13 protein-coding genes and 1 pseudogene are annotated in these 14,202 nt (G+C 69.1%); 5 read left to right on the forward strand and 9 right to left on the reverse strand.

Annotated features, from left to right (window positions below):
• The 6 genes from H7I57_RS21460 to H7I57_RS21485 all read right to left on the reverse strand — a co-directional run.
• Positions 1 to 667, reverse strand: a 667-nt coding sequence (locus H7I57_RS21460; protein WP_264025896.1) for a tyrosine-type recombinase/integrase, incomplete at its 3' end; no start/stop codon positions are given.
• Between the two features lie 33 nt (positions 668 to 700).
• Positions 701 to 1,861, reverse strand: coding sequence for a lactate 2-monooxygenase (locus H7I57_RS21465; protein WP_264025897.1), 1,161 nt, complete (start codon positions 1,859 to 1,861; stop codon positions 701 to 703).
• A gap of 36 nt (positions 1,862 to 1,897) precedes the next feature.
• Entirely contained in the window at positions 1,898 to 2,731 is an 834-nt protein-coding gene (locus H7I57_RS21470; protein ID WP_264025901.1) for a siderophore-interacting protein, read from the reverse strand.
• 78 nt (positions 2,732 to 2,809) lie between these two features.
• Positions 2,810 to 3,934, reverse strand: coding sequence for a DNA-processing protein DprA (dprA, locus tag H7I57_RS21475; protein ID WP_264025903.1), 1,125 nt, complete (start codon positions 3,932 to 3,934; stop codon positions 2,810 to 2,812).
• Entirely contained in the window at positions 3,934 to 5,442 is a 1,509-nt protein-coding gene (locus H7I57_RS21480; RefSeq protein ID WP_264025904.1) for a YifB family Mg chelatase-like AAA ATPase, read from the reverse strand. The genes dprA and H7I57_RS21480 overlap by 1 nt, the downstream gene beginning before the upstream one ends.
• The gene (locus tag H7I57_RS21485; RefSeq protein WP_264025905.1) at positions 5,442 to 5,813 is read right to left on the reverse strand and encodes a YraN family protein; all 372 of its coding nucleotides are present in this window, start codon (positions 5,811 to 5,813) and stop codon (positions 5,442 to 5,444) included. Before H7I57_RS21485 ends, H7I57_RS21480 begins: the two co-directional genes overlap by 1 nt.
• 229 nt (positions 5,814 to 6,042) lie before the next feature.
• Between H7I57_RS21485 and H7I57_RS21490 the strand changes: the two genes are divergently transcribed.
• Positions 6,043 to 6,420 (forward strand): YidH family protein, encoded by a 378-nt coding sequence (locus tag H7I57_RS21490; RefSeq protein ID WP_264025907.1) that lies wholly within the window; start codon positions 6,043 to 6,045, stop codon positions 6,418 to 6,420.
• Positions 6,421 to 6,457: 37 nt separating this feature from the next.
• Positions 6,458 to 7,151, forward strand: a pseudogene (locus H7I57_RS21495) (hypothetical protein).
• 44 nt (positions 7,152 to 7,195) lie between these two features.
• Here H7I57_RS21495 and H7I57_RS21500 read toward each other — a convergent pair.
• A complete protein-coding gene (locus H7I57_RS21500; RefSeq protein ID WP_264025908.1) occupies positions 7,196 to 8,059 on the reverse strand; it encodes a lysophospholipid acyltransferase family protein in 864 nt (287 codons plus the stop codon).
• Between the two features lie 48 nt (positions 8,060 to 8,107).
• Here H7I57_RS21500 and H7I57_RS21505 point away from each other — a divergent pair, with 48 nt between their 5' ends.
• From H7I57_RS21505 to H7I57_RS21515, 3 genes are all read left to right on the forward strand, one after another.
• Positions 8,108 to 8,680, forward strand: coding sequence for a TetR/AcrR family transcriptional regulator (locus H7I57_RS21505; protein WP_264025910.1), 573 nt, complete (start codon positions 8,108 to 8,110; stop codon positions 8,678 to 8,680).
• Between the two features lie 58 nt (positions 8,681 to 8,738).
• A complete protein-coding gene (locus H7I57_RS21510; RefSeq protein WP_264025912.1) occupies positions 8,739 to 9,563 on the forward strand; it encodes a DUF1206 domain-containing protein in 825 nt (274 codons plus the stop codon).
• A gap of 148 nt (positions 9,564 to 9,711) precedes the next feature.
• Positions 9,712 to 12,204, forward strand: coding sequence for an AMP-binding protein (locus H7I57_RS21515; RefSeq protein ID WP_264025915.1), 2,493 nt, complete (start codon positions 9,712 to 9,714; stop codon positions 12,202 to 12,204).
• Here the strand turns inward: H7I57_RS21515 and H7I57_RS21520 are convergent.
• Positions 12,170 to 12,985 carry an acyl-CoA thioesterase gene (locus H7I57_RS21520; protein WP_264025917.1) on the reverse strand — a complete coding sequence of 272 codons (816 nt, stop codon included), beginning with the start codon at positions 12,983 to 12,985 and terminating at the stop codon, positions 12,170 to 12,172. The two genes, H7I57_RS21515 and H7I57_RS21520, sit on opposite strands and share 35 nt — an antisense overlap.
• Entirely contained in the window at positions 12,982 to 14,187 is a 1,206-nt protein-coding gene (locus H7I57_RS21525) for a CoA transferase (RefSeq protein ID WP_264025918.1), read from the reverse strand. Before H7I57_RS21525 ends, H7I57_RS21520 begins: the two co-directional genes overlap by 4 nt.
• Between the last annotated feature and the right edge of the window lie 15 nt (positions 14,188 to 14,202).

Below are 14,202 nucleotides of genomic sequence, written 5' to 3' on the forward strand. Positions count from 1 at the left end.
GGTCCAGCCGCCCGCCGCGGGCGCCGAGCAGCAGGGCAGCACCCGAGGCCGCGGTGACCAGCGCCGGCCGCCCCTCGGTCAGCCACGCCGACAGCGCGACGCGGGCGGGTTCGCCGTACGGCACCGTCCGCTGCTTGTTTCCCTTGCCCAGCACGCGTAGCACTCGGCGTGAGGTGTCGATGTCGTCGACGTCCAGACCGCACAGCTCGCTGACCCGGATGCCGGTGGCGTAGAGCATCTCGACGATGAGCCGGTCGCGCAGTGCCAGTGGATCACCTTGCTGGGCACCGGATTTCGCGGCTTCCATGGCGTCGGCAGCCTGGTCCTGTCGCAGCACGGCGGGCAGGGTGCGCCGCGCCTTGGGCACCTGAAGGCGCGTCGCCGGGTCGTCGGCCATCAGGCCGCGCCGCAGCGCCCACGCGGTGAATGTCTTGACCGCCGAGGTGCGTCGGGCCAGCGTCGAGCGGGCCGCACCGGCCGAGGACTGCGCGGCCAGCCAGGAGCGCAGCACCGGCAGGCTCAGACCGCGCAGCCCGGCGTCGGGGTGACGGTCGGCGAGGAAGTCGAACAGTGAGCGCAGGTCGCCGAGATAGGCGCGACGGGTGTGCTCGGAGCGGCCACGCTCCAGGGCGAGGTAAACGTCGAACTCCTCGAGGACGGCCTCCATGTCCCCCACCGTGGCAGACGGCGGCGGCGTGATTCAGGTGACGCGCCGCAGCGTGTCCGGGGTGAGATCAGCCAGCGTGGGATAGCCGTCGACCGCCATGATCAGGTCGGTCTCGGCCAGCAGCGATCGCAGGACGTGGACGACGCCGTCCTCGCCGCCGATGGCCAGACCGTACGTGTAGGGCCTGCCGACGCCGACGGCCGTCGCACCGAGGGCGAGCGCCTTGACGATGTCGGCGCCGCTGCGGATTCCGGAGTCGAACAGCACCGGCATCCCGTCGGCGGCCTCCACGACCCCGGGAAGGCAGTCGATCGCGGGCAGCCCGCCGTTGGCCTGGCGGCCACCGTGGGTGGAGCAGTAGATGCCGTCGACGCCGCCGTCTCGCGCGCGTCGGACGTCGTCGGGATGACAGATGCCCTTGAGGATCAGCGGCAGATCGGTCAACGACCGCAGCCACGGCAGGTCTTCCCACGTCAACGGGTTGCCGAAGAGCTGAACCCACTGCATGACGACGGCCTGCGGGTTCTCTTCGGGCGCTTGCGCGAGCAGCGCCCGGAAGACCGGGTCGCTGGTGTAGTTCGACAGGCAGCGGCCCCGCAGCTGCGGGAAGTTCGACATCGCCAGATCACGCGGACGCCATCCCGGGATCCACGTGTCGAGGGTGACGATGATCGCCTTGTAGCCGGCGGCCTCGGCGCGGCTGACGAGGCTGGCGGCCAGGTCGCGGTCGGTCGGTGTGTAGAGCTGGAAGAAACCGGGAGTGTCACCGAATTCGGCGGCGACGTCCTCGAGCGGGTCTTCGGTCAATGTGGACACGGCCATCGGGACACCGGTGCGCGCGGCGGCGCGGGCGGTCGCCAGGTCGCCGTGGCCGTTCTGGGAGCAGATCCCGATGACGCCGACGGGCGCCATGAACAGCGGAGAGGGCAGTGTCATGCCGAACAGTTCGACGGTGAGGTCCCGCTCGGTGGCGCCGACGAGCATCCTCGGCATCAGTCCCCAGCGGTCGAAGGCGGTGCGGTTGACGCGCTGGGTGCGTTCGTCACCGGCACCGCCTGCGACGTAGGACCAGATCGACGCAGGCATGGCGACCTCGGCCTTGGCCTCCCACCCGGCGTAATCCATCGGGAGCGAGGGCAGCACGCCTGAGAGGCCCTGCAGGTAGATCTCGAGTTGGTAGTTACCGAAGGTCATGGCGTAAGGGTGCCACCGGTACCCGGTTCGGCACCGCTATTTCGCCTCGGCCTCGGCCAGCTCGCGCTTCCACTGCCGGAACGTCTCCTCGGTGCGGCCCCGCCGCCAGTATCCGGAGATCGATCCGGCCCACTTGGCGTCGACACCGCGTTCCTTGCGGATGTAGGGCCGCAGGTTGTGCATGACGGCCTGGGCCTCGCCATGGATGAACACCTGCACCTGGCCGGGAAGCCAGGGGGTCTCCTTCACCGCGGCGATCAGCGGGGCGTGATCGCCTGCGCTGTCGTCGGCGACGAGGTCCGCCCGGCCGCCGCGGTAGATCCACGACACGTCGACGCCGGACGGTGCGGTCAGCTCGATCTGGTCGTCGGGTCCGGCGACCTCGATGAACACCTTGCCGATCGCGTTGTCGGGCAACGCTTCCAATGCGGCGCTGATGGCGGGCAGGGCCGCTTCGTCGCCCGCGAGCAGGTGCCAGTCGGCGGCGGGATCCGGCGCGTACGCCCCGTTGGGGCCCATCACGAAGAGCCGCTGACCGGGTGTGGCGGCGGCGGCCCACGGACCGGCGACGCCATGGTCGCCGTGCACGACGAAGTCGATGGTGATCTCCCGCCGCTGCGCGTCCGCCCGGCGGACGGTGTAGGTGCGCACCGTGGGTTCGAATGCCTTGAAGCTGTCCAGCGTCAGGGGCTGGTCGAGGGTGCCCGCATCGACGCTGTCGTCGACGAACACCAGTTTCACGTAGGCGTCGGTGCTGTCGTTGGGCGTGAAGGTGTCGAAACCCTTGCCGCCCAGGATGACCCGCACCATGTGCGGCGTCAGTTGCTCGGTGCGGACCACCTCGAACGTGTGCACGGGACGTCCTGCCACTTCCACCATCCTTCGCTGCTGCTCTCGTCGACTATACGAGCGCGGCCGTCGCCGCAGTGTTCTCCCTGTCCGGCGGCACTAGCGTTTGACCAGCTTCCAGCAGCCGTCCACCTGCGTCACCAGCCCCCGCACGTCGAGCATCGTCAGCGGACCGAGAACGTCGGCGACCGGCAGGCCCGCGGTGACCGCGATCTCATCCACCGTGCGACTCCCCCGCCCCGGCAGCGACTCGTAGACCGCCAGTTCCTCATCCGTCAGCTCGTCCAGACGTGCCACGGGTCGGGCGATGTCCGGCGCGAGCTCGCCGATGCGACCCACCAGTTCGACCACGTCGGCAGCCCTGGTGATGACCTTCGCGCGAGCGTCGAGCAACGCGTGACAGCCGACCGATGACGAGGACGTGATCGGTCCGGGGACCGCACCCACCGGACGGCCCAGAGCTTTGGCCCACGAAGCGGTGTTGGCGGCACCGCTGCGCACACCGGCTTCCACCACCACCGTCGCCCCGCCAAAAGCGGCGACCAGCCGGTTGCGGGCCAGGAACTGGCGCCGCGTCGGCCGTACTCCCGGTGGGTACTCGCTGACCACCAGGCCGTTTCGCCCGATCCTGTGCAGCAGCGCGGAATGGCCTGCGGGATAGGGAACATCGATTCCCGCGGCGAGCACCGCGACGGTCTCGCCGTCGGAGGCCAGCGCCGCGCGGTGAGCGGCGCCGTCGATACCGTACGCACCGCCCGACACCACCGCGACATCACGTTCGACCAGACCTGCGGCAAGGTCCGCGGCCACGTATTCGCCGTAGGCGGTGGCGGCCCGAGTCCCGACGATCGCGGCGCTGCGCTCGGTCACGTCGCACAGCCGGGACGGCCCGAGCACCCAGAGCGCCAGCGGCGGCAGAGCCTGCGGTCGCTTCTCGCGATTCGCACCGTCGAAACACGTGAACGCCAGATACGGCCATTCGTCGTCATCGGCGGTGAGCAAGCGTCCTCCCATCCGGTCAAGAGTGCCGAGATCCTGTTCGGCGCTGTCGATTCCGTACCGGGCTTCGGTGGCCCGCTTCAATGTGTCATCGACGTCGCGGCGCCGGATCCGATCCGCGGCCGCAGTAACCCCCACGGAAGCCACCAGATCGGCGAGGAGTGGATTGGGCGGTTCGGCGACCCTGGAGATATACGCCCACGCGCGGCGGGTTACCTCGTCCATCATTGGCCAGCCACCTGACGGAAACTCATCGCGGTCATGACGTCCTCCTTGCTGGGAGAGGTGCGCCCGGCGAGATCGCAGAGGGTCCACGCGACCCGCACCGTGCGGTCCATACCCCGGATGCTCACCGCCCCGCGGTCGACCGCCGTCCGCAGCGGTTTCATCGCCTCCGGACTCGGCCTGAACCTGCGCCGCAACAGCGCACCGCTCACCTCGGCATTGGTCGTAATGCCGTAAGGACGCCACCGCTCTTGCGCTGCCCGCCGCGCCTCCCAGACACGTTCGCGGACAACAGAGGTCGACTCACCGTCCTCAACGGTGAACGATCCCGCCCGCGACCCATGCATCTCGACTCGCAGATCCACCCGGTCGACCAGCGGCCCCGACAGCTTGCTGCGGTAGCGCCTCCGCTCCGCCGCTCCGCACCCGCAGTCGCGCGGGTCGGGCGGAGCACACGGGCACAGGTTGGCCGCCAGCACCAGTTGGAACCGGCACTGGTATCTCGCGACACCATCGCGGCGGGCGAGCCGGATCTCGCCATCCTCCAGTGGGGTGCGAAGTGCCTCGAGCGCGGCGGTGTTGATCTCGGCAAACTCGTCGAGGAACAACACTCCGCGGTGAGCGCGACTCACCGCCCCGGGACGCGCCATTCCCGGTCCGCCGCCCACGAGGGCAGCGACACTGGAGGTGTGGTGCGGCGCCACGAACGGCGCGCGGGTGATCAACGGCGCGTCGCCGGTCAGCAGACCTGCCACCGAATGGATCGCGGTGACCTCCAACGACTCTGCATGCGACAACGGCGGAAGCAGCCCCGGAAGCCGCTGCGCCAGCATGGTTTTCCCCACGCCCGGCGGTCCGGTCATCATGAGGTTGTGTGCGCCGGCGGCCGCCACCTCGACGGCGTAGCGCGCCTGTGTCTGCCCGACGACGTCGCTGAGATCCGCCGCCGCCCCGGCCGTGTGCGGCCGGCTCTCGACACGTGGCTCCAGATCACCCTTGCCCGCCAGCCAGGCCGCCACCTGCCCCAGGCTGCGAGCACCCCACACCTCCACTCCCTCGATGAGGCTGGCCTCGGCAAGGTTCTCGACAGGCACGACCACGGTCGGCCAGCCCTGGTTCAGCGCGGTGAGCACCGCAGGCAGGACGCCCTTCACCGGCCGGACCCGGCCATCGAGGGCGAGTTCACCCAGCAGCACCGTCTTCTCCAGCCGAGGCCAGGATCTCTTGTTCTGGGCCGACAGCACGGCCGCCGCGAGGGCGATGTCGTAGACCGATCCCATCTTCGGCAGCGTTGCAGGCGACAACGCCAGGGTCAGCCGCGACATCGGCCAGGTGAAGCCGCAGTTGGTGATCGCTGCTCGGACCCGGTCACGCGATTCGCGCAGCGCCGCGTCGCCCAGCCCCACCAGATGGACCCCGGGAAGACCGGCGGTGATGTCGGCCTCGATTTCGACGATCTCGCCTTCCACACCGCGCACCGCCACCGAGAAAGCCCTGCCGAGCGCCATCACCCGACCCCGCGGATGTGGGTGATCTCGGGGCTGCGGCGGCGGCCGATCCTGATCGCGATGACGTCGATGCGCACCGACGACCAACTGCCGTGCTGCTGGGCCAACCACACTCCGGCCAGCCGGCGCAGACGGCGGACCTTGGCAGGGGTCACCGCCTGCTCGACACCACCGAACTGCTCCCCCGTGCGCGTCTTCACCTCGACGAACACGACCGCCTGCGCGGTGTCGTCGGTGGCGATGACGTCCAGCTCTCCATAACGACACCGCCAGTTGCGGGCGAGCATCCGCCACCCGAGCTGCCCCAGATAGTCGACGGCGAGTTGCTCCCCCATCGCGCCGATCTCGGCGCGGCTCTCAGTTCCGGTCATGCCGCCCACCTTGCGGCGCACCGGCGACAAACTTTGCGTCTCTGCCCCCACCATCCCCAACCGCGGACTCATCCCCAGTGGGCACAGATGGTGTTGCGAAAGCCCGGGATCACGGGTACCGGAATCCGCGCAGGCCGGACCACCGTCACCGGTTCGCCCTGGCCATCCATCGATGGGTAGTAGCCTCAACTCCTGCGGATTTCGGCGAACCGGTGACCGGGAGGTGGCGATGCCAGAACTTCCCCTGGATGCGAACACCCGGCTGGCCGCGGAGCGCAACCGGCTGGCGCTCGAGCGAACGTTGATGGCGTGGACCCGCACCAGCACGGCGCTGATCGCCTTCGGCTTCACGATCTACCAGATTTTCCGGTACCTCTCGGAGAACGAGCGGCTTCGCGAGCCATATGTGAGCCCCCAGGTGTTCGGGGTGGCAATGATTCTCGTCGGCCTGGCCGCCCTGATACTCGGCTGGATCCAGCATCGCCAGGAGTTGGCGGCGCTCAGAGCCGACTTCGGAGCGATGCGCTACTCGATTGCCGCGATCGTCGCGGGGCTCGTCGCCGGACTCGGGGCCATCGCGCTGCTCGGCGTGACCCTGCGGCTGTAGCGGCAGGCAACGCGCAGTTTCTCGACGAAAGCCGATCATGGACGACACCCGCCGCACCCGAACGGTCCGTCGGCTCTCGACACCCCGAGCCGCGGGCTTCGCCGGCATCTTGTTCGCCGTGTTGTTCGCGTCCAGCCTGATCTTGCTGCGCAGCGCGGTCCCCGACGATCCGTTCGCGCAGATGTCCTGGGTGACCCGCGGCGACGAGGATCGGTACCGCGTTGGTGCTGGCGCCGCTCGCCGGGATCGCGTTCCTGTGGTTCATCGGGGTGGTGAGGGACCAACTGGGTGACCTCGAGGACCGGTTCTTCGGGTCCGTCTTCCTGGGCAGCGGACTGCTGTTCTTGGCGATGGTGGCCGTCTCGATGGCCATCGCCGGAGCGATCCTGATGATCGCCGAGATCCCGGCGATGGCGTCGAACGGCCTCGTCTACTTCGCCCGGTCCCTCATGCTTCAGGTCAGCAACATCTGGGGCGTGCGATTCGCCGCTGTGTTCATGATCTCGCTGGCCACCATCTGGATACGCACCAGGTTGATGCCACGATGGCTCGCATTGGTCACCTACCTACTCGCCCTGATCCTGCTGCTGGTGATCAGTCGCAGCCTCTGGATCACACTCGTGTTTCCTGCATGGGTATTCGGCATCAGCATGTTCATCCTGATCAGCACCAAATTCCTGGCAGATCCGGACAACTCGCCGGAAAACGTTGGCCCGAGTCTTGGGCCGTGACCAGAGCTACGCCGGCAGTCGTTCAGCTCGGCCCCGGGTTTGCGCTACGCCCCTTGGGGGCCGGTGGCATTGCGCCAGGCCAGTGGGTTCAGCTCGCGATAGGGATCCCCGCTGCGCACGTCCAGCAGGTCGGCCATCGCCTTCTCCAGTGACTCCTGGGTCTTCTCTTTGACGGTGGTCACCCACCGGTCGTGGGACGTCCCCGCGGGCCTCGTGGTGTCGATGGGAGGGGCGAACCGCAGATACATCCGCTGCGGACGGGGAATCAGCGTCGGCCCGATTCCGCGCATCAGCGGTGGGGCCATATCGCTTGTGCCCGAGAGCTTTTCTGACACCGCCAAGCTCAGTTGACCCAGCCGGCTGGTACGGGCGATCAGGCTGCGATAGACCTCATCTCCGCCGATGAGGGCCACCGGCACGATCGGATAGCCGTTCTCCACCGACACCCGGGCAAACCCGGCGCGGCCCTGCCAGCGCAGCGTGTTCTCCTCGCCCTTGAACTTGGCGATCTCCCGGCCGCCACCGGGGAAGACCAGGATGGTCTCGTTGTGGCGCATCAGTTCTCGGGCCGTCTCCGGCGAACCGATGACCGCCCCGTAAGCGGCGATGAGGTCACCCATGGGGGCAGGCAGGTCACCCATCCTGCGCTCGGCCAGCGGACGCACCCGGGCACCGATGGCCCGCCGGACGAAGTAGGGAATCAACAGCACCTCGCCGCCCCCCTGAGTGTGGTTGCCCACCAAAAGGAATCGGCCATCGGGCGGTAGGTTCTCCAACCCGTCCACATAGGGGCGATACAGATCCATCAGCGGACCCATCCGGTCCAGGACGGTGTCGACCACACGGCGCGTCGCCAGGACTCGGCGGGATGGATCCATGATCGCGTCGAGCGACGGTGTCTGGGGCATGACACCCACCCTACCGAACGAACCAGTTCGTTTGGCTATGCTCTGGCTATGAGAAGCCGGGATCAACTGCGGAGTCAGATTCTGAGCGCCGCGCGCGCCGAGTTCGCCGCGTTCGGGCTCGCCGGCGCCCGGATCGACCGCATCGCGCGGGCCGCCGAGGCCAGCAAGGAGCGCCTCTACGCTCACTTCGGTGACAAGGAAGCGCTTTTCCGTGAAGTCGCGGCTGCCGACGGTGCCGAGTTCTTTCGGGCGCTCACGGTACGTCCGGAGGCGGTGCCCGAGTTCGTGGGCGACGTCCACGATCTGGCCCACAGGCATCCCGAACATCTCCGGATGATGATGTGGGCACGACTGGAGGGGGTTCGGTTCGAGCAGCCCCCCGGCGGAGATCCCACCATGCCCGCGCAAGCGATCGCGGCCATTCGGACCGCGCAGGGCACCGGCGACGTCGACCCTGCATGGGATGCCGAGGAGCTCCTGGTCCTGCTCCTCGGCGTCGGCCTGGCGTGGTCGCACTGGCCTGATCCCCGGTCGATGACGGACGATCCCATTGTCCTGCAGCGCCGGCGGGACACAGCAGTGGAGGCCGCCGCACGCATGGTCGCCGCCCGCCCCCGTTGACTGTTTCGGCGACGTCAAAATCGGGGTACACCGGCGCATCCGCCGACCAGGAGGCACCATGGCCACCAGACCTTCGTCCGTGCACGGCATCGCCGACCAGGCCACCGACAGCAGTGCGTTCGAATACACCGCGCGGGCCGGTTTCGCCGCCAGCGGCGCCCTGCACCTGCTGCTCGGCTACATCGTCCTGCAGCTTGCGTTCACCGGGGGCGGCGGAAACGCCGATCAGTCCGGAGCGCTGGCCACGCTGGCCGGCCAAACCGGCGGCAAGATCGCACTGTGGGTCGCCGCGATCGGCCTCGTCGCGCTCGGCCTGTGGCGCATCGCCGAAGCCGTGATCGGATCCAAGCCCGGTGAGCGCACCGGGGCCAAGGACGACAACCCGGCCTGGAAACGTGCGCAGTCGCTCGGCGTGGCCGTCGCGAATTTCGCGATCGCCCTGTCCGCGGCACGGTTCGCCATGGGCAGCGGGCAGTCCAGCAGCCAGCAGAACGCCGGCATTTCCGCCCAGCTCATGCAGTCAGGATGGGGCAAGGCGCTGTTGATCGCGGTGGGCCTCGGCGTCCTGGCGGTCGGCGGCTACCACGTCTACAAGGGCGTGTCCCAGAAGTTCCTCGACGACCTGCGCGTCTCCGGCGGGACCGCCATCGTCGCCACCGGGGTCACCGGTTACGCCGCCAAGGGCCTCGTCCTGGCGGGCGCCGGACTGCTCGTCATCATCGCGACCCTTCAGGCCGACCCGTCGAAGTCGACCGGGCTCGACGCCGCGGTCAAGGCGTTGGGGCAGGCGCCGTTCGGCAAGTTCCTGCTGGTCGCCGCAGCGCTGGGGATCGCCGCCTTCGGGGTGTACAGCTTCATGAGGAGCCGCTTCGGCCGGATGTGACCTCGGCGAGGGCCCACCTGCGGTGAGGTGCCAAGTGAGCTAACGGTACCCTCACTTTGGTAAGCCTCAGCTCAGGTGCCCGGGCACCTGTCGCGGAAAGGACTTCCTGGATGCGACCAGGGCCCACTGCGACCCTCGAGGGCCTGCCATGAGCCCGCTGGTCGACCACCTGCGCCGGCACGGCGGCAACGTCGCGGTGCTGACCGAGTCGCGCCGGCTCAGCTACCTCGAGCTCGCCGACCGGGTCGACGCCGCCGCGCACGACCTGGGTGAGCGGCGCCGCCTGATCCTGCTGGAAGCCCGCAACGACATCCACACCCTTGTCCATTACCTCGGCGCCCTGGCCGGCGACCACGTGGTCCTTCCGGTGCCTGCCGGCCGTGACCACGGCGCCATGATCGCCACCTACCAGCCCGACGTCGTCATCGACGCCGCAGGCGTGCACGTCCGCCGCGGCGGCGGTCACCTGCTGCACGACGATCTCGCGCTGCTGATGTCCACCTCGGGCAGCACCGGCTCTCCGAAACTGGTCAGGCTCTCCCGGTCCAACCTGGTCGCGAACGCGGCCGCCATCGTCGAGTACCTGGGCATCCAGGAAACCGACAGGGCGGCAACCACCTTGCCGATGTCCTACTGCTACGGGCTGTCGGTGGTCCACAGCCATTTGCTGGCCGGGGCCGCTCTCATCCTGACCGAGCATTCGGTCGCCGACTCGGAGTTCTGGGAGCTGTTCGGCCGCCACCGCGGCACGACGTTCGCCGGGGTGCCGTACACCTTCGAGCTGCTCGAGCAGGTCGGCTTCGCATCGATGAAGCTGCCCCACCTGCGTTACCTGACGCAGGCGGGCGGGCGCATGCCCGCCGAAAGGGTGCGCCGGTTCGCGACAATGGCCCACCGGCGGGGCTGGGAGCTGTACGTGATGTACGGGGCGACCGAGGCGACCGCCCGAATGGCCTATCTGCCAACGAATCTCGCTCGCACCCGGCCCACCGCGATTGGGCGCCCCATCCCGGGCGGATCGTTTTCCATCGAGCCCGTCGACGACTGGCCCGACGACGGGACCGGTGAGCTGGTCTACCGGGGGCCCAACGTCATGATGGGCTACGCCCACACCCCGCAGGATCTGGCGCTCGGCGCCACGGTGGAGGCACTGCGCACCGGCGACATCGGTCGCCGCGGCAGCGACGGGCTGTACGAAGTCGTCGGCCGCAGAAGCCGTTTCGTGAAGATGTACGGCCTGCGGATCGACCTGCACCAGGTCGAGTCGGCGCTGCGCGCGCAGGGAGTACACGCGCTGTGCACCAACAGCGGCGAGCACCTCGCGGTGGTCGCGGCAGGCGACCACCACCGCCGCGATGTGCAGCACCTCGCGGCGGCAGCGGCCGGCATCCCCGCCGGCGCCGTCGACGCCGTCTGTGTCAGGAATCTCCCGCTGCTGCCGTCGGGCAAACCCGACTACCCGACGGCACGCACCCTCGCCGCAGGCGCCGTCGCCGGCGAACACCGCGACACCGACCTGCGCGCGTTGTTCGCCGACGTCCTTCAACTCGATCGCGCCACCATCGACGCAGACGCCAGCTTCGTCGACCTCGGCGGCAATTCGCTGTCCTACGTGACGATGTCGGTGCGACTCGAACGCGCACTCGGCAGGCTCCCGGCGCACTGGCAGCGGTTGTCGCTGCGCGAGCTGCAGGCACAGCCCGCGCCGCCGCGGCGGTGGTGGCGGTCGTGGGGGGCCACGCTGGAAACCAGCGTCGCGCTGCGCGCCGCGGCGATCGTCCTGATCGTCGGTTCCCACGCAGGCGTGTTCGAGCTGTGGGGCGGCGCGCACATCCTCCTCGGCGTCGCCGGCTACAACTTCGGCAGGTTCTGCCTGACCCCGGTGCCCAGGCAGGTCCGGATCCGCCATCTGCGCAACACGATCGCGTGGATCGCGGTCCCCTCGGTGGCGTGGATCGCGATCGCGCTGATGCTGACGGACGACTATCACCCGACGAACCTGTTGCTGGCCAACAAGTTCCTGGGTCCCCACGACAGCATGACCGCGGGCAGGCTGTGGTTCGTCGAGGTGCTGGTGTGGATTCTCGTCGCGCTGGCCGTCCTGTTCTGGCTGCCCGTGATGGACCGCCTCGAACGACGGCATCCGTTCGCGCTGGCCGGAGCCCTCCTCGCGGTCGGGCTCGCGCTGCGCTTCGACGTGCTGGGGCTGACCCTGGGGCGCGACGCCTGGTTCACGGTGCTGACATTCTGGTTCTTCGCGGCGGGGTGGGCCGCGGCGAAGGCGACGACGATCCAGCAGCGCGTCCTGGTGACCGCCGTCCTGGTCGTCGGACTCCACGGCTACTTCGGCAGCACGCTGCGCGAGACGATGGTCCTCGCCGGGCTGGTCCTGCTGCTGTGGCTACCGGCGCTGCGGTGCCCGTCGCTGCTGGCTGCCGCCGCGGGAATCGTCGCCGAGGCGTCTCTGTACATCTACCTGACCCACTACCAGGTGTATCCGCTGTTCGGCGGTCATCACCTCGTCGGTGTGCTCGCCTCGATCGCCGTGGGCATTGCGATCACCGCGGCGGTGACGCTGCTGCGCAATCAGTTCCGCGAACGCAGGCTCAGCCCGGCGACACCGGCTCCCGCGCTGCGATGAGGCCCTCCTGAACCAGCGTCGCCACGACCGCGCCGTCGCGGCCGACCAGGCTCGCGGTGACGACCCCGCGGCCGCGCGCGGCCGCAGGTGAACGGCACTCCAGCAGGTTCCACTGGTCGGCGTGCACCGCGCGGTGAAACCAGACCGAGGAATCCGTGGTGCCGCTGCGGTGGCTTCGCGACCGCATCGAGTGCCCGTGCACCTGCAACGCCGGGTCGATCAGGTAGACGTCGGTGACGTACACGGCGATCAACGTGTGCACCAGCGGATCGTCGGGCAGTTCCACCGTCGTCCGCCACCACAGTCGGCGCACGAACTGCCCGCCCTCGGTGTCGTCGACGACCCTGATGTCGAGTTCATCCAGCGGCATCGACGGCGCGGGACCGGCGGGACCGGTGCGGGGCAACGCCGCCGGATCGTCCGGCATAGATGCCCGGTGCCCGTGGTCGGGTCCCGGCAGCGCGGCGGCGAAAGAAACAGTGGCCGTGGCGAGTAGACGTTCGTTCTGGACGGCCTCGACCCGCCGGGATGCGGCGGTGCGCCCGTCGAACACCCGCTGCACCCGGTAGTCGATGGGTTGGCCCGCATCTCCCCCGCGCAGGAACTGCAGATGCAGGGTGGTCGGCAGTTTCGCGGACTCCACCGTGCGCGCGGCCGCGGCAAGAGCCTGGGCCACCAGCTGGCCGCCGTAGGCACGCTTGCCCTCCGGGCCGCTGCCGCGCCCCCGCCACGTGTCCGACGGCCCACCGGTCACGTCCAGCAGGTCCAGCAGCGCGCTCACGCCACGGTGCCCGACCGGAAGAGCCCCTCGACGTCACCGGCCGACAGTGACAGCCAGTCGCCGAGCACCGCGGCGGTGTCGTCACCGAGCGCGGGGGCGGGTTGCGCCGCGGGGTAGGTGCCGTCGATCGACACGGGCAGTCCCGGCGCGAGGTAGCGACCCACCCGGGGTTGTTCGAGTTCGGTGAACATCGGGTTGGCGGTGACCCTGTCGTCGGTGGCCGTCTCGGCGAACGTGCGGTAGCGCTCCCACAACACCGACGTCGCCGACAGGCCCGCGGTGACCTCCTCGCCGGTGTGTGCGGTGAACCATTCGGCGAACAGGGCGCCCAGCGCGCCGCGATGCCGGTACCGCTCCCCCTCGTCGGAGAAGTCTGCGCCGAGCGACTGCGCCAGTGCGGCAACGGATTCCATGGTCTTGGTCAACTCGGTCAGATCCCGGAAATGCCTGCCGGTCAGGGCGACCACCATGAACGCGACACCGTCGCTGCTGGTGAAGTCCTGCCCATACGTGCCGTACACGGCGTTGCCGATGCGCTGCCGCGACGTGCCGTTGACCATCGCCTCGGTCAGCAGACCGAGATTTCCCGCGGTCGCCAGCGCCACGTTCTCCAGCGGGATGCTGATGCGCTGGCCCTGTCCGGTGGCGTCGCGGTGCCGCAGCGCGGTGGCCACCGACAACGCCACGTAGATCCCGCAGGTGACGTCCCACGCGGGCAACACGTGGTTGACCGGCGCGGTGAGCTCGGCCGGTCCGGTCACGAGCGGGAATCCCATCGCGGCGTTGACGGTGTAGTCGACGCCGGTGCCCCCATCGGCGCGTCCGGATACCTCGACGTGGATCAGGTCGGGCCGCACGCGCGTCAGTTCCTCGTAGGAATGCCATTGCCGGCCAGCGACATTCGTGATGAACACGCCGCTTCCGGCAATCAGCTGTCTCACCAGGTCCTGGCCGTGTTCGGAGCGCATGTCGACAGCCAGCGAACGCTTGCCCTTGTTCAGGCCTGCCCAGTAGATGCTCTCGCCGCCCTCGGTGAGCGGCCAGCGGCGGTAGTCGGCGGCACCACCGATCGGGTCGACACGGATCACCTCGGCGCCGAGCTGGGTCAGCGTCATCCCTGCCAGGGGCACCGCGACGAAGCTGGAGATCTCGACGATCCGCACCCCGGCGAGCGGACGGGTCGGGTCGGGTGCATGGGTCATACGCTCAAGTTAGCA

Origin of the sequence: Mycolicibacterium pyrenivorans, from assembly GCF_025821625.1 — a bacterium.
GTDB classification, from domain to species: domain Bacteria; phylum Actinomycetota; class Actinomycetes; order Mycobacteriales; family Mycobacteriaceae; genus Mycobacterium; species Mycobacterium pyrenivorans.

Bases quoted from the DNA above. Each gene is read 5' to 3' on its own strand.
- H7I57_RS21465 (WP_264025897.1), bottom strand. From the start codon at position 1,861: ATGACCTTCGGTAACTACCAACTCGAGATCTACCTGCAGGGCCTCTCA.
- dprA (WP_264025903.1), bottom strand. From the start codon at position 3,934: ATGGACGAGGTAACCCGCCGCGCGTGGGCGTATATCTCCAGGGTCGCC.
- H7I57_RS21480 (WP_264025904.1), bottom strand. From the start codon at position 5,442: ATGGCGCTCGGCAGGGCTTTCTCGGTGGCGGTGCGCGGTGTGGAAGGC.
- H7I57_RS21485 (WP_264025905.1), bottom strand. From the start codon at position 5,813: ATGACCGGAACTGAGAGCCGCGCCGAGATCGGCGCGATGGGGGAGCAA.
- H7I57_RS21490 (WP_264025907.1), top strand. From the start codon at position 6,043: ATGCCAGAACTTCCCCTGGATGCGAACACCCGGCTGGCCGCGGAGCGC.
- H7I57_RS21500 (WP_264025908.1), bottom strand. From the start codon at position 8,059: ATGCCCCAGACACCGTCGCTCGACGCGATCATGGATCCATCCCGCCGA.
- H7I57_RS21505 (WP_264025910.1), top strand. From the start codon at position 8,108: ATGAGAAGCCGGGATCAACTGCGGAGTCAGATTCTGAGCGCCGCGCGC.
- H7I57_RS21510 (WP_264025912.1), top strand. From the start codon at position 8,739: ATGGCCACCAGACCTTCGTCCGTGCACGGCATCGCCGACCAGGCCACC.
- H7I57_RS21515 (WP_264025915.1), top strand. From the start codon at position 9,712: ATGAGCCCGCTGGTCGACCACCTGCGCCGGCACGGCGGCAACGTCGCG.
- H7I57_RS21525 (WP_264025918.1), bottom strand. From the start codon at position 14,187: ATGACCCATGCACCCGACCCGACCCGTCCGCTCGCCGGGGTGCGGATC.